Here is a 20,995-nt window from a genome sequence, read left to right as displayed (position 1 = left end):
GAGTTGTTAGGACTTGAAGACCATCACAACCATTTCCGATCTCATTGAGCTCAGCCCCGAAGCCCGCCGGGTTCTCGACTGCTTGCGCGTTGCGGGCGGCCGTCCACTGATTGTTGGCGGTTCGGTCCGGGACGCGTTGCTCTCCCGTGCCCGCGGTGTGATGGTGGATTCGAAGGACATCGATATTGAGGTCTGTGGGCTGACCACTGCTCAGGTGGCGGCTGCATTGCCTGGTCACGTCATGGAAGTGGGGCAGCATTTCGGGATCGTCTCCGCAACCGTGGGTGGCCAAGTCTTCGATGTGTCCCTACCTCGCCAGGGGTCCGAGACCGAGGCTTTTGCCCGCCGGGATTTCACCATCAACGCCATGGGCTGGGATGACAGCAGCGGGGAAGTCGTGGACCCGTTTGGGGGACAACGTGACCTGACCGCGGGCCTACTCCGCCACACCAGCACATCGTTTGGTGATGACCCGCTGAGAGTGCTGCGGGCCATGCAGTTCAGTGGTCGTTTTGGGTTTGAACTAGTCCCGGCGACAGCGCGGCTGTGCCGCACCCTGGCCCCAGCTTTTGCGGACCTGCCCAAGGCCCGGATCTGGGGTGAGTTCTACAAGTTGGCCTCCAAAGGCACTTTCATCTCCAAGGCATTGGAGACACTGTTCATTTCCGGCTGGGAGGAACACTTCCCCGAGTTGGCTGCCACCAGGGGAGTCCCGCAGGATCCGGAATGGCACCCCGAGGGCGACGTGAGCGTACACCTCGGATTGGCGGGGGACCAAGCAGCCCGCATCGCCCGGCGTGATCGGCTGGATGCCCACGAAACAGCAACCTTGGTTCTGGCTGCCGTTACTCACGACCTTGGCAAAGCAGTATCCACCATCATTGACGCGAACGGCAGGATTACCTCCAACGGACACAACATAACCGGGGTGGGGCCCGCGCTGACTTTCCTGCGCCGGATCGGAGCACCCGGCCGTTACGAAGACAAAATCCTGCCGCTGATCCGGGAGCACATGTGCCACTCACCGGAAGGGCACCAGGGAATTATCAGTGACTCGGCGGTCCGCAGGCTGATTCGGCGCTTGGATCACGCCAATGGCGGACCTTCACTGGAGGACTGGGCGCGGCTGGTGGAGGCCGACAAAGCAGGCCGCGGGGTCGGGGCCCGGCAGGGCGTCAATCACCTGCCGACCTGGCTCTCCAAGGCCGAGCGGCTAGGCAAAGAGAGGATCATGGGCACCACTTTGCTGAAAGGTTCCGCGTTGGCTGCGACGGACATTCCGCGTGGACGGCTGTGGCAGTTCGTGATTGAGCAGAGTCGAGACGCGCAGGACGACGGTCTGTTCAGCGACCAGGAAGGTGCAGCGGCGTGGCTTCATGCCAACAAGGGCGCCGTTGTAACCGAGGCAGTGAGACGGCTGGACGAATTCGAGGCTGAAGCGGAGCAGAAGCTGTAGCTTCTGGCCCATCTTCCGACGCCGGTCCGCCGGTCTGCAACTAGCTTGGGTTGATTTCGCGGTGCTGCCGGCTCAAAGAAGGGCTGGAAGGGAGGGCTCTAGTCGCGACGCCGGGCCACAGCGTATGAAGGTTCCCGTAGGCGCCTGGTCCAGCCATACGTCCCAGCTGTTGGAAGAGGATTGAGTACCGGATCAAATCGTTCGGAAGTGTCGCTCCCATGAGCGTCCGCAAGGGTGAGCGTCAACGTTCCAAACCTGGTCCATGGTCCCAAGGGACTGGCGAAATGGAGTTCGAGGGTCCACTCATGCTGTCCGAGATGAGAGCTAAAGGATCGGGGCTCGGCCGGCAACTGGGCCGGTCCATCGATTGTCCGTGCGGCTATCAACACCGGGCCACTCTCTGATTTGTAGGGCATCATCGTGGAGAAAACTGCTGACGCGGCGTCCCGTCGGAGCTTGAGGATAAAGCGTCCAAGTCCTGTAGGTCCGGTGGTCGCGAGGAGCATGTCGCACATTTTTCCCTGCTCTGTGAAGCGCACGGCCAGGCCGATGATGTCCGGGAAAGAGCCCGGCAGTCCTAGGGAGCGCGAGAGCCGCGCGTCCACCGGATTGGTCCCGGCAGTGTCCAGCCAGGGGATTCCCGAAGCCCGGGGCGGCAGCCCGTCTCTCTCAAGGACTCCTACAAGATGAACCCCTTCCGGGTGGTTGGGCCTATCGGGGCGAACCACTTTGATGGCCTGGAACACCGCAGCGAAAACTGCGCCCGCGAAGGCTTGGACGCTGTTGCTCAATCTCTTCACAGATTTACCCTATGCGGACAACCCGCCGAAAGACAGGCTCCTTATAAGTCGAGTGTGAAGTCACGGCAATCGCGATGGCCGGAGCACGTTGGCGTTCCCGGCCTTGGTGGGATCGAGCGGAACCGGACTGACCAACACTGCCGGCCCACGATGCAGCAAGCCCCCGGCAACCACCTGGCATCGGATGCCACCACGCCCGCGCATTGCTTTGTGGGCGCCTGGAGCAAGCATTTCGTCCATCCAAGCGCAGGGGTGGGCCGGACGTCCCGCCTTCAATCGCACCTCGTCACCACCGGACTCAATTGTGAATTCATGGCCAAGCAAGGGAGCCAGCTCTACTCCCCGAAGGGTGACGTTCCGCCGGGTCAGCAGCGGATCGAAGGGCCCGGCGCCGAGCTCAACTGCGATGGACTCGAGAGCCTCCACTGCGAACAATGTCACCGCGGCATCCATGTGTGCGGCCTTGCCGAAGAACCTGTCGCCAACAATGCCTTTGCCAGCCACTAATTCCACTTGTTCGGCGTCGGTGGTGGGGACGTCTGCCGCCCCTTCACGCGCGCGGCCAAAGTAGGCGTGGGCCGGCGACACCAAAAGGTGCAGCACCTCGACGTCGTACCTGTAGGAAGGTGTCATGCCTCAACGCTAGCCCCGGCTCGCGAAGTTAGCAGTAACTATTGCCGGTCAAAGTAAAGGGTGCTTTACTTTCAGCATGAGTAAAGCTTCCTTTACATCGAGGCGGGCTCCCGCCCACCACTACGTCTTGGCGATCATCCTCGCTGCCATCCTGACGATTGTGGTTTCCGTGCTGGTAGGAGCAACAAATCCGAATGACTTCTGGCTTGCTGCGTCGATCGGCGCACTGTGCGCCGCCTATCCGGCGATGTCGCTCGGGGCCAAGGTCTTCGTATCCAATCACACCGTCACCCTTGACGCTCATGGCGAGCAGAGTGTGGAGTTGCAGTGGATGCGTCAAGCGGGTGCCGGGGCGTTTCTGGACGTCCTGGTTGTCATTGTGGTGGCGTCGCTGGTGCTGGCAATCGGGCGTTTGGAAGTCGACGCACTTCCGATCCTTCTCGGCCTTGTTGCGTTGAGCGCGGTTGACGCCGGGCTGCGATACGTAGCCGTTCGCCACCGCGCACTGAAGTAAAGACGCCACTGAAGTGAAGAACAACCTCGCGGAGCGTCGTTCCGGACGCAGCTGGACGCAGGCAGACCTGGCGGCCGCAGTCGGCGTTTCCCGGCAGACAATCATTTCCATCGAACGGGAGAAGTTTGATCCTTCGCTGCCGTTGGCGTTCCTCATTGCGCGCACATTCGACTGCGCCATCGAGGATATTTTCACCCCTGAGTGACGCGTTGTGTTCCACGCCGCAGCGCTTTGAGCGCCGTCCGGATACGGTGGCACGGTGAACTTTGCTGAGGCTGCCGACGGCACCGAACTCGCCTGGACGTCGGAAGGCGAAGGCGAGCCAATGCTGTTGATCGCCGGACAGGCAACATCCATGGACGGTTGGGGTCCGACGGCGGAGCTTCTGTCCCGCTATTACCGGGTCATCCGCTTCGATCACCGGGGGATCGGGCGGAGTGGGAAGGGCGAAGCGGGCCGCTACACCACACAATTCCTCGCTCAAGACGCTGTAGCTGTTCTTGAAGCCGCCGGAGTGGATTTGGCACACGTGTACGGTCACTCGATGGGCGGACGGATCGGCCAGTGGTTGGCCATCGACTACCCGCAGAAAGTCTGCACCCTGATCCTCGCAGCCACGAGTGGCGGGAGACGGCCGGAGCCGGGAACGCAGCCGGATAAAGCAGCCCTGGATAGCTTGGTCAGTGGTGATGTGTCCCGGCTTGAACCGCTCTTCTTCGACGCCGAATGGGCACGGAACAACCCCGAAGCAACGCACGCCTTCTTCAACTCCCGGGCGTCGGCGTGGGCCAAAGCACGGCACTTCAAGGCCAGCCGCGAGCACGACGCCTGGAATGATCTCGGCTCCATCCAAGCCCCCACGCTGATCCTCCACGGCACTGAAGATGCGTTGACGCCCTTGCCTAATGCGCTCCTCCTGCGCGAGTACATTCGTGGCTCGGTGCTGGTGCGTGTGCCCGGAGCGGGGCACGGGCTGCACTTGGACCATCCTGAGACGGTTGGATGGATCCGCCAATTCATCGCCCGGAAGAGCAGCTAACGCGCGGGAACCTGTAACACCTCGAGTGCGCCCAGCAGGTACGGCAGCGGATCCGGTTCCGAGCCAGTAGCCCACTGCATCCAGGCCTCAAAGGTCGTGGCGAGGTAGGCGGCGCTCAGGTAGCGTGCCGCCGAATCGGAAAGGCCGCCCTCGACGAGAAACGCCAGGGCCCTTTCGCGTTGCGATGCCAAGGATTCGTAGCTCCGGCTGGTCAGTTCGGGGTGCTCGGCAATCAAGCGGAGTCTGCCGCGGGTGACGGACAGGTCCGGGATGGCAGCAACCCCGGCGATCGCTGCCTCACGCAACCCGGCCAGCACGCCGCCGTCGGACTTTCCTGGCTGGTGAAAGGAGCCGAAGGCGAGCGTTGATGCCTCCACGACCGGCTCGCTCCCGCCCCACACGAGGTCGGCTTTGCTGGCGAAATAGCGGTAGAGGCTCTTGCGCCCGATTCCGGCGGCCCGTGCGATGTCCTCCATGGAGGTGTTCTCGTAGCCGTGCTCAGCGAAGAGGCCCAGGGCCAGTCCGGCCACGGCGTCGGGGTCAATGGTGGCGGGTCGGCCGCTGGCACGCGGGGGTCTGGCATCTTCCGAGGTCATTCCTCCAGTATTCACTCTTACATAATGACACAGAGTGTCATAAGCTGGGTGAACCACTCGGCAATCTTCGGAAGGACATCATGGGCAACGACGCTTCATGGCAGGAGGCCACTACCTCCGGCCGTTTCGCTGGCAAGACCATCATCGTGACGGGCGCGGCCTCGGGTATCGGGCAGGCTACCGCTTTACGGATTGCGAAGGAGGGTGGCAAAGTCATTGCGGCAGACATCAGCAAGGAGCGGCTGGACGCTCTTGTGGAGGAGAATGCCGGCCTTGACCTAATTCCGGTGGCTGGTGACATTTCCACGGAAGAAACGGTGGCCGCTGTCCTGGCGGCTGCGAACGGACGCGTGGACGCCCTGGCCAACGTTGCCGGCATCATGGACAACTTTGCGCCCATTCACGAGGTTGACGACGAGCTCTGGGAGCGCGTTTTCCGCATCAACGTCACGGCGCTTATGCGGCTGACCCGCGCAGTGGTGCCGCTCATGCTGGAGGCCGGATCCGGATCAGTAGTCAACGTCGCTTCGGAAGCTGGCCTGCGTGGTTCGGCTGCCGGTGCTGCTTACACGGCGTCCAAGCATGCGGTGGTTGGCCTGACCAAGAATTCTGCCGTGATGTACGGGCCCAAGGGTCTTCGGTTCAATGCGGTGGCACCCGGTCCCACCATCACCAACATCGTGGCTAATTGGGGATCACAACTCGCTGCCGAACGACTCGGGCCCCTGATGCAGGCAACAGTTCCCACTCCCGCAACCGCAGCGCAATTGGCTGCGTCCATTACCTTCTTGCTCAGCGACGACGGCACCAACGTCAACGGTGCTGTTCTTGCGTCCGACGGCGGCTGGTCGGCCTTATAGGGTTTTCTCACCAACGTGCCGGACCAGGGCATCGACGATTGCCAGTTGTCCTTTGACGAGCTTGGTCCGGGCCACGGTTTCCTCAAACCACCGGGCGTCGTCGATCTCCGGGAAATCCTTGATGGCACCCGAGCCCTTTGGCCATTCCATGGGAAAGGTGTTACTAACAATCTCTTGAGGCTGAAAGTCACTGGCTTCTGCTGTGAAGGCAGTGATCAGCTTGCCGGAGGGCTGCCTAAAAGCACCCAATAGTTGGTAGTCTGCCGCCGGTGGTGGAGTGCCTATTTCTTCAGTGAATTCCCGTTGCGCGGCAACTAAGGCGTCCTCGTCCTCAGGGAATTCTCCCTTGGGTATGGACCAGGCGTGTTCGTCTTTGCGGGCCCAAAAGGGTCCGCCCATGTGGGCTATCCAAAGCTCCAATTGACCGGCCGTGTTTCGCCGGTGAAGGAGGATGCCGGCGCTGCGAATGGTGATGTGCCCTCCCGGGTTTTGGTGTTGCGCTTTAAATTCTTGAACACGTCAAGGCTACTCGTGGAGTTGGCACCGTTATCCAATTGATGTTGTCTTGACGATTTTGCCTGTCCATTTCCCTTCCCGCTGGACCTTGGCTACTTGATAATCGAGGACGGGCGTTTCTCGGGGGTGGAACGCCGTTGCGGTCACCGGCATCAGCCGTTGACGGGGTCTGGGCGCATCAGCAGGAGGAAACAGCTATGGCATTATCAGTGAGGCTCCTTCCACACGGGGGAAGAAAAGCAATGGGTTTGGCCGTCATCGCAGCGGTGGGTTTATCGATGTTCACCGGAGTCGGCCCATCACATGCGGCGGATACCACGCCCATGGTTGAGGACCCTGGCCCGGTGGGCAGCTTTGCCTGGAAAGGTTTCAACTGGCAGAAGCGCTTCTGGGGCGGGGCGCCCATGTTTAACGCGAGTTGGGATGCCAATAATGTCAGCAATCCGGATGCCGACGGGTACGTCAAGCTGTCCATCAGCAACCCCACGGGCTCAGCTCCTAAGGGAGCTGAATTCCAGTCCACGCGTGAAGGTTTCGGGTATGGAACTTACAGCACCACCGTGGAAAAAGACGTCAGCGCCCTTCAGAAGGAAGTGGTGTGGGGCTGCCTGTTCACGTATGACCCCAACGCGGAGCCGGGCTATACCGAAATTGACCTTTGTGAAGCCTCGGCTTGGGGCGGGGGTGCCGCGTACGGTGAAAATTGGCCGGTGACCCAAGGTCATGGATATTGGTTTGACGCCACGTTGCCGCCGGGACAGGGAAACAACACTGTCACCTTTGACGTCACCAATGCTCCGATCCTTACCCACAGGATGGTGTGGGAGCCGGGCAAGCTGACTTTCGAGACGTTCGCAGGTGAGGGCTTCGACGGAACTCTCCTGAAGCGAACTGTCCTGGAGGGCTCTACTGTCCCGCTTCCGGCCAAGGAGCAAATTCACTTCAACCTTTGGGTGACGGGCGGTGGTGGCGGGGATGCTGCGCATGTTGCTCCTGAAACTGTGACCATGCGGGACTTTTCCTTCGTTCCCGCAAATCAGGGGCAGCTCACAGCACCAACGCCCACCACTTCAGGCACGGCCGCTGTTGGCTCAACGCTTACCGCAGCTCCGGGGACCTGGACCACAGGAACTGCCCTGAGCTACCAGTGGTTCCGGAATGGCACAGCAATTTCCGGCGCAACCGCTGCCACCCGGGTCCTCGCCGCTGCGGACCAGGGCGCTACCTTGACGGTCCGTGTGACGGGAACCAAGGCAGGTTACGCCACGGCTACACGGGAATCCGCTCCCACCACAACAGTGGTGGCGGGGACTTTGGTGGCCCCAACCCCCACCATCACGGGAACGCTCGCAGTGGGTTCAACGCTGACAGCCAACGCTGGGACGTGGACGTCCGGGACCACCTTGACGTATCAGTGGTACCGGTCCGGTGTGGCAATTGCCGGTGCTACAGCCAAGAGTTACAGGCTGGTGAGCGCTGACCAAGCTGACGCCATGAGTGTGAGGGTTACCGGTACCAAGGCCGGCTACACCACGATGGCCAAATACTCGGCCAGCACGGCACTGGTTCCGTAGGCAGTAGCACGGATGCACCAAACCCGCAGTTGTGTCGCGCTGGAGGTAGCGACACAACTGCGGGCACGGCGACTGGATTAGCCCTTCTGGCCTAGCCCTTCTGTGCCCGGACCGGCACGATCCTCTTGATGGCGAGGCCGAGTGCCAGCATGGCAAAGGCTGCCAGTGCGAACCAGAAGAGGTCCCCTGCTCCGGAATATGCGAGTGTTCCGGAACTCACTCCGGCGGCTGCTGCCCCTGTCACTGGGGCTACTGGGTTGTTGTACATGAGTCGGTTACCAAACTTTCTTTCTGTTGAATGCTGCATCCAGGTAGGCCTTGGCGTGAACAGCTTGGAGGAAGATATCGATGACGGTTTCGTACATGGTTGCGGCCAGGAGCATGTACCTCCAGCCCCGGAAACGCACAGTAACTATGCGTTCCAGGATGAAAATGCCGGTGACAATAATCCAGAAAGGCTGAAGGTTCAAGCCCATCCCGGACATCAACGCGAACAGGAGGGAACCGAAGTAGGCCAGTGTCACTACGACGCCCAGTATGGAAAGGAACTGGCGTCCCCAGTAAGGCCTGGTTACTTTGGTCCATCCGTATTGCACGCAGTTCTCCACCGCGCCGCGCTTCCACCGGAGCCGCTGAGACCACAGTTCACGCCACGTTGGCATGACCTCGGTGACCAGCGTGCAATTTGACGGAGAGGCGATGCGGTAGCCCAGAGTCAACAGGGCAAAGGAGAGTTCGTTGTCTTCGGTCAGGACCGAGGTGTCGTAGACGCCGCCCTTGCCGTTACCGGGAGGGAGAGTGCCCTTCAACCGGGCGGCCACGACGTCGCGCAGCGTCTTGACGCGGAAAAGGGCCGCGGTGCCGGTCACTACCAGGCACTTGCCATGGAGTCGCTTTACGTCCCGTGCGTAGCGGGCGTATTCGTTGCGCTGCAGGTGACCCACAAAACCGCCGCCAGGGCCGCCGCTGAACACTCCGCCAACGGCGCCAAGCAATTCGTCGGCCAGCAGGTTTCCGGTGGCGTTCTCTATGAAGTCGAGGGCCAGCTGCGAGTCGGCATCCTGAACCAGGACCAGGTCCTCGGGGTCGGCATCAGGAAGGAGCTCGCTGAGGGCGAAGTTCAACGCGCCGGCTTTCTTGTCCTTGTTGCCCGCCGTGCGGATAACCTCGGCACCCTGAGCCATTGCAAGCTCTTCAGTATCGTCGGTGCAGTTATCTGCAACCACGATGATGCGGTCCGGGCGGTGGGTCTGGTTGTTCAAGGAGTGAAGCGTCTCGGTGATGCCGGCGGACTCGTTGTGTGCTGGTACCAGAACGGTGACTACCCCGCCCGCCGCCCGGTGGGATCGGCGCCGCCTGGAAGCTGTGTCCGGTGCGTTTGCCGGGGCCGATGCAGCTGTGGTGGCCGTTGTTTCCGTAAGCATTGTGATCCCTCCGTTCGTGCGTTGCAGCGTTGTCTCACTTAGAGTTCCAACGCGAACGCAAGATCTGGGGAGGAAAACCATCAAGGAAGTCTCAAGGTTTGCGCAGGACTTTCTGAATGGCGTCACGAACCGGGTGGAAGGACCACTGGCGCCAAATAATCTCGGGTGAAACCCGGGCTTGTTCGAATCACGAGCCGTACAACGCCGGGGAGGCCAGACAACTGCGGGAGGCGCTTAAACGCAAGAGGACGACGTCGGGGGCGTCCCGGCGTCGTCCTCTTGCGTGGTGCTTGAGCTGCTTAGCGGTTCAGGCTGACCGTGAAGGTCTTGGGACCGCTGAGGGTTACCGCGATTCCGCAATTTTCGGCGGCAGCGCGGTGTGAGAGGGATTCAATGGCGGCATCGATAGTGTGGTCGATTGCCGACTTGTCCCAGATTTTCAGCGTGATGGAGTCAGTATGTGTCGTCATTGTCAGTACTTTCACTCAGGCCGTTAACAGCCCCAAGCTTCTTCGCAGGGGCCGCATCCTCGTCGGTGAGGATTGCTGATTCAGCTTGTATGGGAACGAATTCCCTCCTTCATGGTTCATGGTGCCCACCACCGTTGACAAGCCATTCCGGCCAAGTGTGACCGATTACACGTTGCTCATTACTCTGTGTAACCAGTGCTGACGCTGAGCTCGCGCCACCGGTCCACCTCGGCACGCTGGGCTTCCTCCACGGCGTCGAAAGCCTTGGCAGCGTCTTCACCGAGCAGGAGGAAACCGGGAGTTTCGGAAGCTTCGACCGCCGTGATGATCGCTGCCGCAGCCTTGTCCGGATCGCCCTGCTGCGTGCCATGGACGGTGTCGTGCTCCTTGCGGCGCTTACCGGCGGTGTCAGCGTAATCGGCGATTGCTTCGGCCGACTGCGTCAGCGACCGGCCTGCAAAGTCCGTGCGGAAACCACCCGGTTCCACCACGGTCACAGAGATTCCCAGAGGTTGGAGTTCCTTCTGCAGAGAGCCTGACAAGCCCTCAAGCGCGGCCTTGGACGCCGAGTAATAACCCGAGCCCGGAGGACAGATGCGGGCGCCGATCGAGGAAATGTTCACGATCGCGCCGGAGCGCCGGGAACGCATGCCGGGGAGGACTGCTTTGATCATTGCCACCGGGCCGAAAACGTTGGTGTCGAACAGCGTCCGAACGTCGGCGTCGTCGCCTTCTTCGATCGCGGCGCGATAACCGTAGCCGGCGTTGTTGACCAGGACGTCCACGGCCCCAAAACGTTGCTCTGCTTGCAGCACCGCGGCGTCCACTTGCGACTGCTCGGTGACATCGAGCGCCACAGCGAGGGCCGTCGTCGGAAATTCCGTGGCCAGGTCCTGGAGCGTTGAGGTGTCGCGGGCGGTGACGACGGCGTTATGGCCTCGTGCGAGGACGGCCTGGGCCAGCGCGCGGCCGAGTCCGGTGGAGCAGCCTGTAATGAGCCAGGTAGTCATGATGTTCCTTTTCGTAGGGGACCATTCCAAGGGAACGCTACTCCTTGGGCGTGAGGGAGTGCCCGGTTTTCGGGGTACTGGCAGTGCCTCCCTGGCTGGAGGGGTGGAGCGGGTGGAGCCGGCCGCCCAGGGTGGTCAAGCCTACGGCATCGGGCGCGCGCTGGTTCCTGACCCTCTTTGAATTCCGGAGACGCCCGTTTCAACCTTTTGGGTTTACTTTCCGCGCTTCGGCTGCCAAAGAAGGTCAGGATGCCACGCTAAATGAGAGTTAGTGCTGTCCCGGCAGCAAGCCGCTCTGTGGCGGTATGAAGCCCGGTCCGCGGTCCTCGTCTTGCTTCCGTTCGGCGGCACTGCGGGTGTCACTCTCGGCGGTTTCGTCGGAGTCACCGTCCACATCAGCCAGTCCGTTGGTCTGATCAAACGGATGGGTGACGGGATCCACGATCGGCGTCGAATCCGAGGTGGCAGGGCCAGGCGTCCCGGTGGCGGCAGTGGCTCCCGTAGCCGTGCCAGAGGTGCTGGCAGTGGCCCGCTCCGTGGTCTCGTCGCCGGTCTCCGGTGCCTGCTTTTCGATGTATTCCTTGAACTTCTTCAAGTCTGACTCAGCCTGCCTTTCAACAATGTGCAACTTGTCGCCCAGGAACTCGAGGACGCCATGCGGTTCGTATTCCAAGGACAGGTGCAAGGACGTCTGGCTGGGGCCGGCTTCCTTGAAATCAACCCAGCCGGCATTCTTTGCACCCTCTACGGCTGCCCACGCCACTGCCCGGTTCACGTCCTGCTGAACAATTTTGGCTTCCCAGCGGCGATGGACGCCTGCAATTTCGGCCACCCATTCCAGCCGGTCTTCGCTGAGCCGTGTCACACGCTCGACTCCGCCCATGAAGTGCGGAAACTCCTCGAACTTGGTCCACTGCCTGTAGGCCGTACTGACTGGAACGTTGACCATGATTGTTTTGTTCACTTTCGTGGTCACGGCTTCCTCCTCCTACTCGATATTGATCAGCATACTTACATTATCGAGCTTCTTGAGAGGTTAATACAGGCCTTGAACGAATGAAGCTAGGAGATCACCTTGCCGTTCTGAATCAGGTACTCAAGATGTTCGGAAATGTCCGCCAGTACGGATATATCCGCCACGGGGTCGGCTCCGAGGACCAGCATGTCGGCATCAGCGCCCGGTGAGATCACGCCAAGTTCACCTTCGCGCTCAAGCAGCAGGGCCGCCGTCGTGGTGGCGGAGCGGATGGCGTCAATGGCCGGCTGAACCTTACCGAGCAGCCTGAACTGCTCGTTCTGGTGGCGGTGCATGCCGCCCAGGAGGTCCGAGCCGAAAGCCATCTTCACGCCGGCCTGGTGGGCGCGGCCGATCGCTTCGAGTCCGCTGGTGAGCACTGAATCCACCTTGGCCCACATTTCCTCCGTGAGCCCGAACTCCTTGCCCTCCTCCTTCAGTGCCCAGTAGGTGACAAGCGTGGGGACCAGAAACGCGTCCTTTTCCAAGAACAGCCTCAGGCTTTCATCGTCCAGGAGGTTGCCGTGTTCGATCGAGCGGACACCGGCTTCCAAAGCGCGGTTGATGGCGCGGGCAGTATAGGCGTGGGCGGCAACGTAGCGGTTGGCGGCCTGGGCCTCTTCCACCGCGGCGCGCATCTCCTCCATGGAGTACTGGGTGGAGTCGATCCGGTCAGTGGGGGAGGAGACGCCGCCGGATGCCATGATCTTGATGTGGTGGGCGCCCTTGCGGATCTCGTCGCGGGCGGCGGCGCGGACCGCATCCACACCATCTGCTACGCGCCCGATCCCGCAGCAACCCCGGCCGTTGGGGTCGTGGTCCTCGCCGGGAAGGCGCATATCGCCGTGGCCGCCGGTCTGGCTCAGCGCGTGTCCGCAGAAGTGGATCTTCGGACCTTCAAGCAGACCTTCTTGCTGCGCCATGGCCAGCCCAAAGTCGGCGCCGGAAAGATCACGAACGGTTGTGAAGCCGCGGCGCAGCATCTGTCCCATGATCCGGGCCGTTTGCGCGTAAACGTAGGACGCCGGCGTGTAGGTCAGTGAACGGAAATCCGCACTGGACGCCACCACGTGGACGTGTGCATCGATCAGGCCCGGAATGACGAACTTGCCGGTGCCGTCGATGATTCGCGCGCCGGAAGGCGCCTCGGTATTCGCTCCGACGCTGCTGATCTTTCCATCAACGCTCACGACGTCGGCAGTGGAGTAGGCGCCCGACTCAACGTCCAGGACGCTTGCGTTGCGGATGACCAAGGGGGTGGTTTCTGGGGTGGTGCTCACGTTAGATGGTGTCCTTCCCTGGGACGTCGGGGCCGGTGGCTTCGAGGGCTTCGGCTTCGGTGGGGTGGGCTTCAAAGGCCTGAACCAGGCTGGCCTTGTGGGCGTTGATGACGTCGACGGCGGTTTCCACACTCTGCTGCGTGTACTTGCCTTCCGCGTCCAAGAGGGCAAGGACGCCCACAACGTTGTTTTCCTGATCCAGGACGGGCACGTTGATGACGGCGCCACAGCCCAGCTGCTGGATGAGTTCGGAGTCCGCAAAGACTTCCCGGAGCGCTTCCAGATCGGCGGCGAGGAAGGGCTTTTTGTCCTCGATAACCGTCCCCAGCCAGCCCGGGGAAATCTCCACTGTCTTCTCGCCACCTACCGGATACTCAGCGGGGTGGCTGGTGAAGAGCCGCTTGAGGCTGGAGCGTTGCGGAATCCACTGCAGTGCGGTGAACAGTATGACTCCAGGTTCCTGCTGCATTGCCTCAAGCGTTTGCTGGAAAACTTCGTCTGTCTTCACGGTGTTCACTTGCTTCCTGCCGCGGCGGGGTCATGTTCGGCGCGGGCGTTGATGTCCTCCAAGGACTTGCCTGCCGTGGAAGCTCCGAAGATCACCACACCCAGCACGCCGATGGTCAGAACCACGGTGGTCATGGTGAACACACCGCCAAAACCGAGGGAGGAGGCGAAGATACCGATGATGGACGGCGCCAGGATGCTGCCGATGCGGCCCACTGCGCTGGCAAGGCCAACACCCGTGGCGCGCATCCAGGTGGGGAAGAGCTCCGGCGTGTAGGCGTAGACGCCGGCGTAGGTGCCATTCAGGAAGAAGGACAATGTTGCAGCGGCCACCAGAATCATTCCGGAATCGTTGGATTGGCTCAGCCAGAAAGCGCTGATGGCCGATCCCGCCAGGTACAGGGCAATGGTGTTCTTGCGGTCAATGCGGTCACACAACCAGGCCGCCGAGAAGTAGCCGGGGATCTGCGCGAGATAAATGAGGATCGAGAACTCGAAGCTCTTGGTGATGGTGATGCCGCGGCCCACAAGGAGCGTGGGAATCCAGGAGAAGAAGCCGTAGTAGGAGAAGGTGATCACAAACCAGATCAACCAGATCACTGCGGTGCGGCGTCGCATGGCCTTGGACCACATGAACTTCAAGGCGTTCCAGACGCTGATCTTCTGCTCGTGCTTGGTGATCTCTTCCTCGGCAGGCTGCAAGGGGGCCAGAGGCTTGCCGGTAGCTTTCACTACGCTCTGCTCAAAGCGGTCCACTACTTCGGTTGCCTCCGCAATGCGGCCTTGGCTGATGAGGAAGCGCGGGGATTCGGGCAGGCTGCGACGCCACCAGAGAAGGAGCAGGATGGGAATTGCGGTGAGGACCTGCGCCCAGCGCCAGCCGTCCTCGCCCAGCGGAACAACGAACCGGCCGATCAGTGCCGCGGCCACGAAGCCAAAGGAGAAGAATCCGGCCAGGGTTCCAATGAACCAGCCTCGGCGTTTCGGGGGAATGAACTCGGAGAGGAAGGGGGCGATGATCACGCTTTCAGCGCCTGCGCCCAAACCTGCAAAGATCCGTGCAATCAAGAAGATTTCGAAGTTAGGGGCCATGGCCGCGACTATCGACATCAGGCAGTAGAAGGCCAGAGCCCAGAGCATGACCTTTTTTCGGCCGAAGCGGTCGCCCATCCAGCCGGACAGGATTGCGCCGAAGAAGAAGCCGAACGGGGCCGCCGAGCCCACCAAGCCGAGGCTTGCGGTGCTGAGGCCCCAAAGTTCCTGGATGCGCGGGAGCAGGAATGCCACTACTGCCCCGTCCATACCGTCGAATGAGTAGCCGAGGCCTCCGATGAGGAGAAGCTTGTAGTGTGGTCGACTGAGAGCCAGACGATCCAGGCGTGCTGTGAGAGACATGGGGATTCCTGCCAAGTGGGCCAAGTTGTACATTTTTAGGAATATGCACGGGTCTGTGCAGAAGCGATGTATCGAAGTTACGGCCAAAGTGTGAGGTAGGTCAATAGGTGGAAGAAGATTTCGACTCGTCAACGTTGACCGAGTGGCTGGATAGTCGTGTCCAAGGGCGGAAGCTCGCGGCCCGTCAATTGCAGGTGATTGGCATCCTCCGATCCCAGCCCCGGCTTGCTTCCTACGGCTCCGTCAGCGACATCGCCGCAGTGGCCGCCTCGAACGCCTCCACCGTGACCAGAACCGCGCAAACGCTGGGGTTCAAAGGGTGGGCGGACTTCCAATTTGAGCTGCGTTCGCGGTTCCTGGCGTCGCTGAGCGCAGTGGAGGTTGCGGCCGAACACAACGGCCACATCAGCAGTCCTGCACAGGCAGCGGTGTCCACTGACCGGGCGAATCTGGCGCATTTCGAGCGCACCTTAGACGCCCACACTCTCCATGATATTGCGAAGGCGATCGCAGGTGCACGGCAGACTTTCATCGTCGCAGCAGGCAGTTATGCCATCCCCGGCAAGGCCCTGGAGCACAACGCGATCATCGCCGGCTACAACGTCCGGCTCCTCGACGCCGACGTCGCAGCCCTTACTAATGCCATTGCACGGCTCGGTGCAGAGGACCTCGTTATTGCCATCAGTCTCTGGCGGGTCTACGACAGCACCATGCGGGCCGTGGACATCGCCCACAATCTGGGCACGCCGATCGTTTCCATCACTGACAGCGCGGGATCGCCTGTGGCAGTGCACGCAGACCACAGGATTGTGGTGCCCACCGAGGGGGCCGGATTCTTCCCGTCCCTGACAGGTGCCGTGGCCGCAGTCCAGGCGATCGCCGTCGAGCTTGCCTCTTTGGACCGTGAGCGCTCCAACCAGAACATCGCGGCTTCAGAGCGGACTTGGGACCAGATGCGCATCATGCATCCCCGTTCGAGCTCTTAGCTTAGAAGCATTGACTCTGCTCGTTCGGCGGGGATATCGTACAACCAAATGGTTGTAGATCAGCTCCGCACACATCTCTCTGACGCCGAAACCGACCGGATCTTCCAGGCTTTGGCCGATGCCACGCGCAGGGACATCGTGGCCCGGGTGACGGCGGGGGAGTACTCGGTCTCCGGGCTTGCTGCGCTCTACACCATGAGTTTCGCGGCCGTGCAAAAGCATGTTGCGGTCCTGGAACGGGCCTCCCTGGTGACCAAGGAGAAGCGTGGGAGGGAGCAGATAGTGCGGGGGAACCATGAAGGACTACAGAAAGCCCGCCATCTGCTGGATCAATTCGAAATGATCTGGCGGCAACGCGCCGACCGGATTGCGGACATACTCGCCGAAGATGATGAAAGGGATCTGCCATGACTGTTGTCAGCGTAAACAAAGACGTTGAGGCCCTGCGCTTCAGCATTGTTTCCGAATTCGATGCCGACGTGAAGCGCGTCTGGAGGATCTGGGAAGACCCCCGGCAGCTTGAGCGCTGGTGGGGACCGCCCACCTGGCCGGCCACTTTCGAGACGCACGAATTCACCGTTGGTGGGAAGGCCGCCTACTACATGACCGGACCGGACGGCACCAAGGCACGAGGTTGGTGGAAGTTCACCGCCATCAACTCCCCGGACCACCTGGAGTTCGACGACGGCTTCGCGGACGAACAGGGAGAACCCGTGGACGATCTCGGCGTTACCCACGCCACCGTGAAGCTCGAGCCCCTGGAAAACTGCACCCGGATGACCATCACCTCCACCTTCGACTCCGAAGAACAAATGCAGAAGATGGCCGAAATGGGCATGGAAGAACGAATGCGGGAAGCGATCGAGCAGATCGATGCCGTGCTTGCCAACGCCTGAGCATTGAACCAAAAGCAAAAAGAAGACGACGACGGCGGGTGCCTCCCGTCGTCGTCGGCGTATGGTTAAGACCCGGTTGCCTCTCGAAACGGACCAGTGTCATGGCGCGATTGATCATCATGGGTCCTCCGGGTTCCGGAAAAGGCACGCAGGCGGAGCACATCGCGCGGCATTTTGGGATCCCCGCTATTTCTACCGGTGAGCTGTTCCGCACTCACGTTGGCGACAAGACGGAGCTCGGGGCTGAAGCCAGCGGGTACATGGATCGCGGCGATTTTGTGCCGGATCACGTCACCACGGCCATGCTGAGGGCGCGGCTTGAAGAAGCAGACGCAGCGGACGGCTTCCTGTTGGACGGCTACCCGCGGACGGTCATACAGATCGGCGCCCTGGACGAGATGCTGGCCGACCGTCAACAGACTTTGGAAGTAGTCCTTGAGCTGACAGCACCGGACGACGAGTTGCTGGCCCGAATACTCCGCCGGGCGCAGGAACAAGGACGCGCCGACGACACCGAACCCGCGATCCAGCGGAGGCTTGAGCTGTACCGGGACGAGACGCAACCAGTGCTGACCGCATACTCGCACCGCGGGATTCTGCTCAGCATTGACGGATCGGGCCAGCCGGAAACGATCACGAAGGCTGCCATAGCCGCCCTGGAGGGGTCGCTGGCGGGCTAGCCACTGGCGGCCACTTGCCGGTTAGCCGCCAGCTGTAGCCGGGAGCTCCGCTGCGAGGGAGCGTAGATACGAGGCGAATCCTTCCGGGGCACGGGAGTGTGTACGCCCCGAGGTCACAACGCGAATGGAATCCGTGGCTGTGACGGTGAAGCCCCGGCGGCGGAGCCGTTCCACCAGGACGCGGTCCTCATGGGCGCGCAGGCTGGGGAAACCGCCGGCACTGATGTATGCAGAGGCCCGGGTTCCCAGGTTCGCGCCGTAGATGTGCTGGTGGTCCTCCCGGAATGGATGGAGTTCCATCCACCGACGATGGATGGCCGGGTCCATGTCCGCTGGATCGGGTTCCACTGACCCAAGAAGGGCGTCCGCTCCGGCGTTGGCCAGTTCCACTTGCCGCGTCAGCCAGTGCCGGGGAACAGCGGAATCGGCGTCCGTTGTGGCCAGCCAGATGCCGGCAGCAGCATCATCAGCTGGCAGGCTTTCCAAGGCTGTGCGGAAACCATAGTCACGACTGGCTCCTGTGCTTCGCAGCTTCACGTTGACCACGCTGAAGCGGGCATCGCCGGAGGTATGCGCAGCAACAATCTCCGCTGATCGGTCGGTGCAATGATCCAAGACCACCACGATCCTGGCCTCCACGTCCCGCCGTTCACAGTGGAGCGCATCCGCGGAGGACTTCAATGCCGCCAGCGCTCTGCCGATGTGTTGGTCCTCGTTGTGAGCGGGCATCACCACTGCCACGCTCCTTATCTCCAGCGGCCCGGGCATGGTTATGCTGTCCGGTCCGGAGCGACGAGGATCTCCAGCATGAAGTCCTTCTCGCGGTAGAGCCCCTGCGTTGGCCACCCGAGCTGGTTGCGAGCCATCGCATGAACCGCTTCCGCGTCCAGTTGCCAGCCCGAGATCGGGTGACGCCAATGGCACAAAGCAAAGGTGCCGCCCGGTCGGGTGGACGCTTCAATCCGTTCCAGGAGTTCGGCGAGTTCATCCGGCGAAAGGTAGTAGCCCGTCTCTGACAACACCACAAGATCGAAAGTGCCCTGAGGCCACTCACCGGGCATGGTCAGGTGTTGGGCCTCCGCCGAGGGGAACCGTGAGAGCCGCTCAGTTGCCTGGGCAAGGGCTGCGCTGCTGGCGTCCACGCCAAGGAACTGCTGGCAGCGTTGGGCGAGTTCCACGCTGAGGGTGCCGATGGAGCACCCGAGTTCCAGCCCGGATTCGTAGAATTCCTCCGGGAGAGCGGCCAAGGTCAATGCTCTTTTGCGGCGTTCGTACCAGCTGGTGGTGTAACTCCAAGGATCGTCTTCCCTTGAGTGGACCTCGTCGAAGATCCGCTCTGCGTCCGCGGCGCTGTTGCTCCCGGCCTCGGACGGATGCCAGGCAAAGGTTTCCCACGGCCTACGGAAGTGCTCAAGGAAACTGTCTGACAGGAGTGTCTCATCGCCGGGACGGTCAGAGAGCGCCTCCGTTTGGGAGGTGTGGACGCCCATTGCCTTGGTTTTGGCACGCTGATCCTGGTCGGTCAACGGCACCCGCACCCAGGACTCCCACGTTGTGTCATCAGTTCCTGCCCACAACCAGTACCAGATGGGGTATTCCAGCAGACCATGGCCGCCCTGCGCTGCGACTTCAGCGGCGACGCTGCCAAGGGTGTCGTGGTCCGTGTGCCCATCCTGGCGGTAGGGGGCCACGATCGTGACGGTCTCTGACGGCTTTCCGGATGTGGCAATCGTTGCCCGGAGGGTCTCTGCGATGCTCTCCCTGTGGGCCGCAAGTTGCCCATCGGGAAGTTCCAGAAACCGCCACGTGGCGTCGGGAGCCAGCCCGGACACTGCCGTGTCGAACTCCGTGAGCCTGACAGCGGCAAGCTGTTCCGGCGTCGTGGTTTGCGAGTCCGGATGCGATGCCTCGCCCGCACTGCATAGCAAAACCTCCGCCGCCGCTCCGCTGGCATGAAGTTTTGCCAGGAAGCCGCCTGCACCGAGTGTTTCGTCGTCCGGGTGGGCGGCGAGCACTATGAACCTCATGCCCGCGAGCTCTTCTGCGCTCAGGGGCAGTTCGGGCAAGGCGGCAACTCCGCTGGCAGCCCATTCCGACTCCGATGTGCCGGTATCCGTGTGCGAGAAAGCTACCATCTGCGGTCCCCCTTCAGAACCAGGGCGCCCAACTGCGCATCGTCCCGCATGGCGTGGTGCTGCCTGATGTACAGCGACAGGTCCGCCATGCGCTTGCCATACTCTTCGTCGAAAGCCAAGGGGCCGGGGCCCAGGTTCTGCGTCACCAGAGTCTGGATACGCTCGACGGCGGCGGCAACGGTTCCGCGGATGCGCAGGGCTTCGGGCCAGGGGCTTGGGCTGTCAGGATCTGAGCCTCCCAACTCGCCGGCGTCGATGCGTTCCGCCGTCTGGGCGAGGTAACTCGTGGTCGTGGCAAGGATACGGTCGATCTCGCCCAGGGAAGCCAGTGCGATCTGGTCCGGTTCGCGCCCATTAGCTGCGGCCTCGGTGAGTGCTTTCGCATAATCGCGAGCCACGGCCACCGCGCCGCCCAACCAACAGGCAGCCACACCCATGCCGCCCCAAGCGAAACCCGGGCGCTTGAAATACCAGCTTCCTTGGTTGACGGGCCGCGCATCCACTTGGTCGAAGTGGACGGTTCCGCTGGGGATTTCCTGTAGTCCGCGGCTGGTCCACGCCGGTGTTTCACAGGAGACGCCGGGATCCTTCAGATTCACGGCGAAAGCGGCCCTGCTGTTGTCCTCGGTGTGAGCGGTGATCACGGCGCCGTCCAGCTGCGCGGCCAGTGAGCACCATGGCTTGGATCCATTGAGGACGACGCTGCCGTCAGCGGTGCGCTTGGCCTCGAGCTTCATTCCCGGGCCTTCCGCCGCGAAGACTCCCCATGCTCCTTGGTGTTCGCCGCCAACACCGGCTTCGACTCCGGCTTGGGCGAGGATCGCGAGAGCATCCAGGTGTGGTTCGAGTACGCGCCCGGCAGCTACGTCCACCGCCGTCACGGAGGCCAACAGCTCCCAAAGCTTGGCGGTATTTCCCTCGCTTGGCTTAGGGGCCGTCCGTCCGATGTCCTCGGCAATTGTCAGCAATGCCGGCACGTCGCCCACAGCGGCCCGCACTTTTTCGAGCACGGGTTCCAGTGCTTGCAGCTGCACGGGCTCGGAGCTGATGCGGACGGGCTGGGCTTCGGTGTCGCTCATGAGACCCAGCCTATTCTAAGGCGCCTTAGGATCCTGCCATCCGCGCAAAGCAAACGACGGCGGGAGGTTCCCGCCGTCGGTAACTTCATGTGATCCGGGTCCCAATGTTTCATCAGAGCAGCCAAAACTC

25 protein-coding genes are annotated in these 20,995 nt (G+C 61.8%); 10 read left to right on the top strand and 15 right to left on the bottom strand.

Annotated elements, in window-relative coordinates; all coding sequences use genetic code 11:
• Positions 1–13 precede the first annotated feature (13 nt).
• A complete protein-coding gene (locus J7I86_RS12500; protein ID WP_214820289.1) occupies positions 14–1,456 on the top strand; it encodes a CCA tRNA nucleotidyltransferase in 1,443 nt (480 codons plus the stop codon).
• A 98-nt stretch (positions 1,457–1,554) separates the two neighbouring features.
• Here J7I86_RS12500 and J7I86_RS12495 read toward each other — a convergent pair whose 3' ends face one another.
• Both J7I86_RS12495 and J7I86_RS12490 read right to left on the bottom strand, forming a co-directional pair.
• Positions 1,555–2,256 carry a hypothetical protein gene (locus tag J7I86_RS12495; RefSeq protein ID WP_214820287.1) on the bottom strand — a complete coding sequence of 234 codons (702 nt, stop codon included), beginning with the start codon at positions 2,254–2,256 and terminating at the stop codon, positions 1,555–1,557.
• A gap of 60 nt (positions 2,257–2,316) precedes the next feature.
• Entirely contained in the window at positions 2,317–2,889 is a 573-nt protein-coding gene (locus tag J7I86_RS12490; RefSeq protein ID WP_214820285.1) for an MOSC domain-containing protein, read from the bottom strand.
• 76 nt (positions 2,890–2,965) lie between these two features.
• Here J7I86_RS12490 and J7I86_RS12485 point away from each other — a divergent pair, with 76 nt between their 5' ends.
• Genes J7I86_RS12485 through J7I86_RS12475 form a run of 3 tightly spaced genes read left to right on the top strand, consistent with a single transcriptional unit; the run spans position 2,966 to position 4,442 of the window.
• Positions 2,966–3,403 (top strand): hypothetical protein, encoded by a 438-nt coding sequence (locus J7I86_RS12485; RefSeq protein WP_214820283.1) that lies wholly within the window; start codon positions 2,966–2,968, stop codon positions 3,401–3,403.
• Positions 3,404–3,416: 13 nt separating this feature from the next.
• The gene (locus tag J7I86_RS12480; protein ID WP_214820281.1) at positions 3,417–3,608 is read left to right on the top strand and encodes a helix-turn-helix transcriptional regulator; all 192 of its coding nucleotides are present in this window, start codon (positions 3,417–3,419) and stop codon (positions 3,606–3,608) included.
• Positions 3,609–3,662: 54 nt separating this feature from the next.
• Positions 3,663–4,442, top strand: coding sequence for an alpha/beta fold hydrolase (locus tag J7I86_RS12475; protein ID WP_214820279.1), 780 nt, complete (start codon positions 3,663–3,665; stop codon positions 4,440–4,442).
• On the opposite strand, the gene J7I86_RS12470 is transcribed toward J7I86_RS12475, so the two are convergent.
• Positions 4,439–5,038: a TetR family transcriptional regulator gene (locus J7I86_RS12470; protein ID WP_214820277.1), complete on the bottom strand. Its 600-nt coding sequence runs from the start codon at positions 5,036–5,038 to the stop codon at positions 4,439–4,441. The two genes, J7I86_RS12475 and J7I86_RS12470, sit on opposite strands and share 4 nt — an antisense overlap.
• Positions 5,039–5,118: 80 nt before the next feature.
• Between J7I86_RS12470 and J7I86_RS12465 the strand changes: the two genes are divergently transcribed.
• Complete coding sequence (locus J7I86_RS12465) at positions 5,119–5,898, top strand: SDR family NAD(P)-dependent oxidoreductase (RefSeq protein WP_214820275.1); 780 nt, start codon at positions 5,119–5,121, stop codon at positions 5,896–5,898.
• Here the strand turns inward: J7I86_RS12465 and J7I86_RS12460 are convergent.
• On the bottom strand, positions 5,893–6,372 hold the full coding sequence (locus J7I86_RS12460) for an NUDIX domain-containing protein (RefSeq protein WP_214820718.1): 480 nt from the start codon (positions 6,370–6,372) through the stop codon (positions 5,893–5,895). The genes J7I86_RS12465 and J7I86_RS12460 overlap by 6 nt on opposite strands.
• Before the next feature lie 284 nt (positions 6,373–6,656).
• Here J7I86_RS12460 and J7I86_RS12455 point away from each other — a divergent pair, with 284 nt between their 5' ends.
• Positions 6,657–7,988: a hypothetical protein gene (locus tag J7I86_RS12455; protein ID WP_286179720.1), complete on the top strand. Its 1,332-nt coding sequence runs from the start codon at positions 6,657–6,659 to the stop codon at positions 7,986–7,988.
• Positions 7,989–8,079: 91 nt separating this feature from the next.
• Here J7I86_RS12455 and J7I86_RS12450 read toward each other — a convergent pair whose 3' ends face one another.
• The 8 genes from J7I86_RS12450 to J7I86_RS12415 form a co-directional block, all read right to left on the bottom strand.
• Complete coding sequence (locus tag J7I86_RS12450; RefSeq protein WP_214820273.1) at positions 8,080–8,256, bottom strand: hypothetical protein; 177 nt, start codon at positions 8,254–8,256, stop codon at positions 8,080–8,082.
• A gap of 7 nt (positions 8,257–8,263) precedes the next feature.
• A complete protein-coding gene (locus J7I86_RS12445) occupies positions 8,264–9,412 on the bottom strand; it encodes a glycosyltransferase family 2 protein (protein ID WP_214820271.1) in 1,149 nt (382 codons plus the stop codon).
• Positions 9,413–9,711: 299 nt separating this feature from the next.
• Positions 9,712–9,882 carry a hypothetical protein gene (locus J7I86_RS12440; RefSeq protein WP_178994140.1) on the bottom strand — a complete coding sequence of 57 codons (171 nt, stop codon included), beginning with the start codon at positions 9,880–9,882 and terminating at the stop codon, positions 9,712–9,714.
• Between the two features lie 179 nt (positions 9,883–10,061).
• The gene (locus J7I86_RS12435; protein ID WP_214820269.1) at positions 10,062–10,892 is read right to left on the bottom strand and encodes an oxidoreductase; all 831 of its coding nucleotides are present in this window, start codon (positions 10,890–10,892) and stop codon (positions 10,062–10,064) included.
• A gap of 268 nt (positions 10,893–11,160) precedes the next feature.
• Positions 11,161–11,868: an SRPBCC family protein gene (locus J7I86_RS12430; RefSeq protein WP_214820267.1), complete on the bottom strand. Its 708-nt coding sequence runs from the start codon at positions 11,866–11,868 to the stop codon at positions 11,161–11,163.
• A gap of 86 nt (positions 11,869–11,954) precedes the next feature.
• A complete protein-coding gene (locus J7I86_RS12425; RefSeq protein ID WP_214820265.1) occupies positions 11,955–13,187 on the bottom strand; it encodes an amidohydrolase family protein in 1,233 nt (410 codons plus the stop codon).
• Position 13,188: 1 nt separating this feature from the next.
• The gene (locus J7I86_RS12420) at positions 13,189–13,704 is read right to left on the bottom strand and encodes a GAF domain-containing protein (RefSeq protein WP_214820263.1); all 516 of its coding nucleotides are present in this window, start codon (positions 13,702–13,704) and stop codon (positions 13,189–13,191) included.
• The gene (locus J7I86_RS12415; RefSeq protein ID WP_214820261.1) at positions 13,701–15,089 is read right to left on the bottom strand and encodes an MFS transporter; all 1,389 of its coding nucleotides are present in this window, start codon (positions 15,087–15,089) and stop codon (positions 13,701–13,703) included. Before J7I86_RS12415 ends, J7I86_RS12420 begins: the two co-directional genes overlap by 4 nt.
• 107 nt (positions 15,090–15,196) lie before the next feature.
• Between J7I86_RS12415 and J7I86_RS12410 the strand changes: the two genes are divergently transcribed.
• The 4 genes from J7I86_RS12410 to J7I86_RS12395 all read left to right on the top strand — a co-directional run bounded on the left by J7I86_RS12410 (position 15,197) and on the right by J7I86_RS12395 (position 17,651).
• Positions 15,197–16,075, top strand: a complete 879-nt coding sequence (locus tag J7I86_RS12410) for a MurR/RpiR family transcriptional regulator (RefSeq protein WP_214820259.1) — start codon at positions 15,197–15,199, stop codon at positions 16,073–16,075.
• Positions 16,076–16,123: 48 nt separating this feature from the next.
• Positions 16,124–16,486 (top strand): metalloregulator ArsR/SmtB family transcription factor, encoded by a 363-nt coding sequence (locus J7I86_RS12405; protein ID WP_214820257.1) that lies wholly within the window; start codon positions 16,124–16,126, stop codon positions 16,484–16,486.
• A complete protein-coding gene (locus J7I86_RS12400) occupies positions 16,483–16,971 on the top strand; it encodes an SRPBCC domain-containing protein (RefSeq protein WP_214820255.1) in 489 nt (162 codons plus the stop codon). Before J7I86_RS12405 ends, J7I86_RS12400 begins: the two co-directional genes overlap by 4 nt.
• A 101-nt stretch (positions 16,972–17,072) precedes the next feature.
• Complete coding sequence (locus J7I86_RS12395) at positions 17,073–17,651, top strand: adenylate kinase (protein WP_214820253.1); 579 nt, start codon at positions 17,073–17,075, stop codon at positions 17,649–17,651.
• Between the two features lie 21 nt (positions 17,652–17,672).
• On the opposite strand, the gene J7I86_RS12390 is transcribed toward J7I86_RS12395, so the two are convergent.
• From J7I86_RS12390 to J7I86_RS12380, 3 genes are read right to left on the bottom strand one after another with little or no spacing between them, the layout of a single operon-like run.
• Entirely contained in the window at positions 17,673–18,419 is a 747-nt protein-coding gene (locus tag J7I86_RS12390) for a glycosyltransferase family 2 protein (RefSeq protein WP_214820251.1), read from the bottom strand.
• A gap of 2 nt (positions 18,420–18,421) precedes the next feature.
• Positions 18,422–19,786 carry a bifunctional PIG-L family deacetylase/class I SAM-dependent methyltransferase gene (locus J7I86_RS12385; protein ID WP_214820249.1) on the bottom strand — a complete coding sequence of 455 codons (1,365 nt, stop codon included), beginning with the start codon at positions 19,784–19,786 and terminating at the stop codon, positions 18,422–18,424.
• The gene (locus tag J7I86_RS12380; RefSeq protein ID WP_214820246.1) at positions 19,780–20,865 is read right to left on the bottom strand and encodes an acyl-CoA dehydrogenase family protein; all 1,086 of its coding nucleotides are present in this window, start codon (positions 20,863–20,865) and stop codon (positions 19,780–19,782) included. The genes J7I86_RS12385 and J7I86_RS12380 overlap by 7 nt, the downstream gene beginning before the upstream one ends.
• Positions 20,866–20,995: the final 130 nt, after the last annotated feature.

The organism is Arthrobacter sp. ISL-95, assembly GCF_018613695.1.
GTDB lineage: Bacteria > Actinomycetota > Actinomycetes > Actinomycetales > Micrococcaceae > Arthrobacter.
This window is presented reverse-complemented; position numbering and strand designations above follow the sequence as displayed.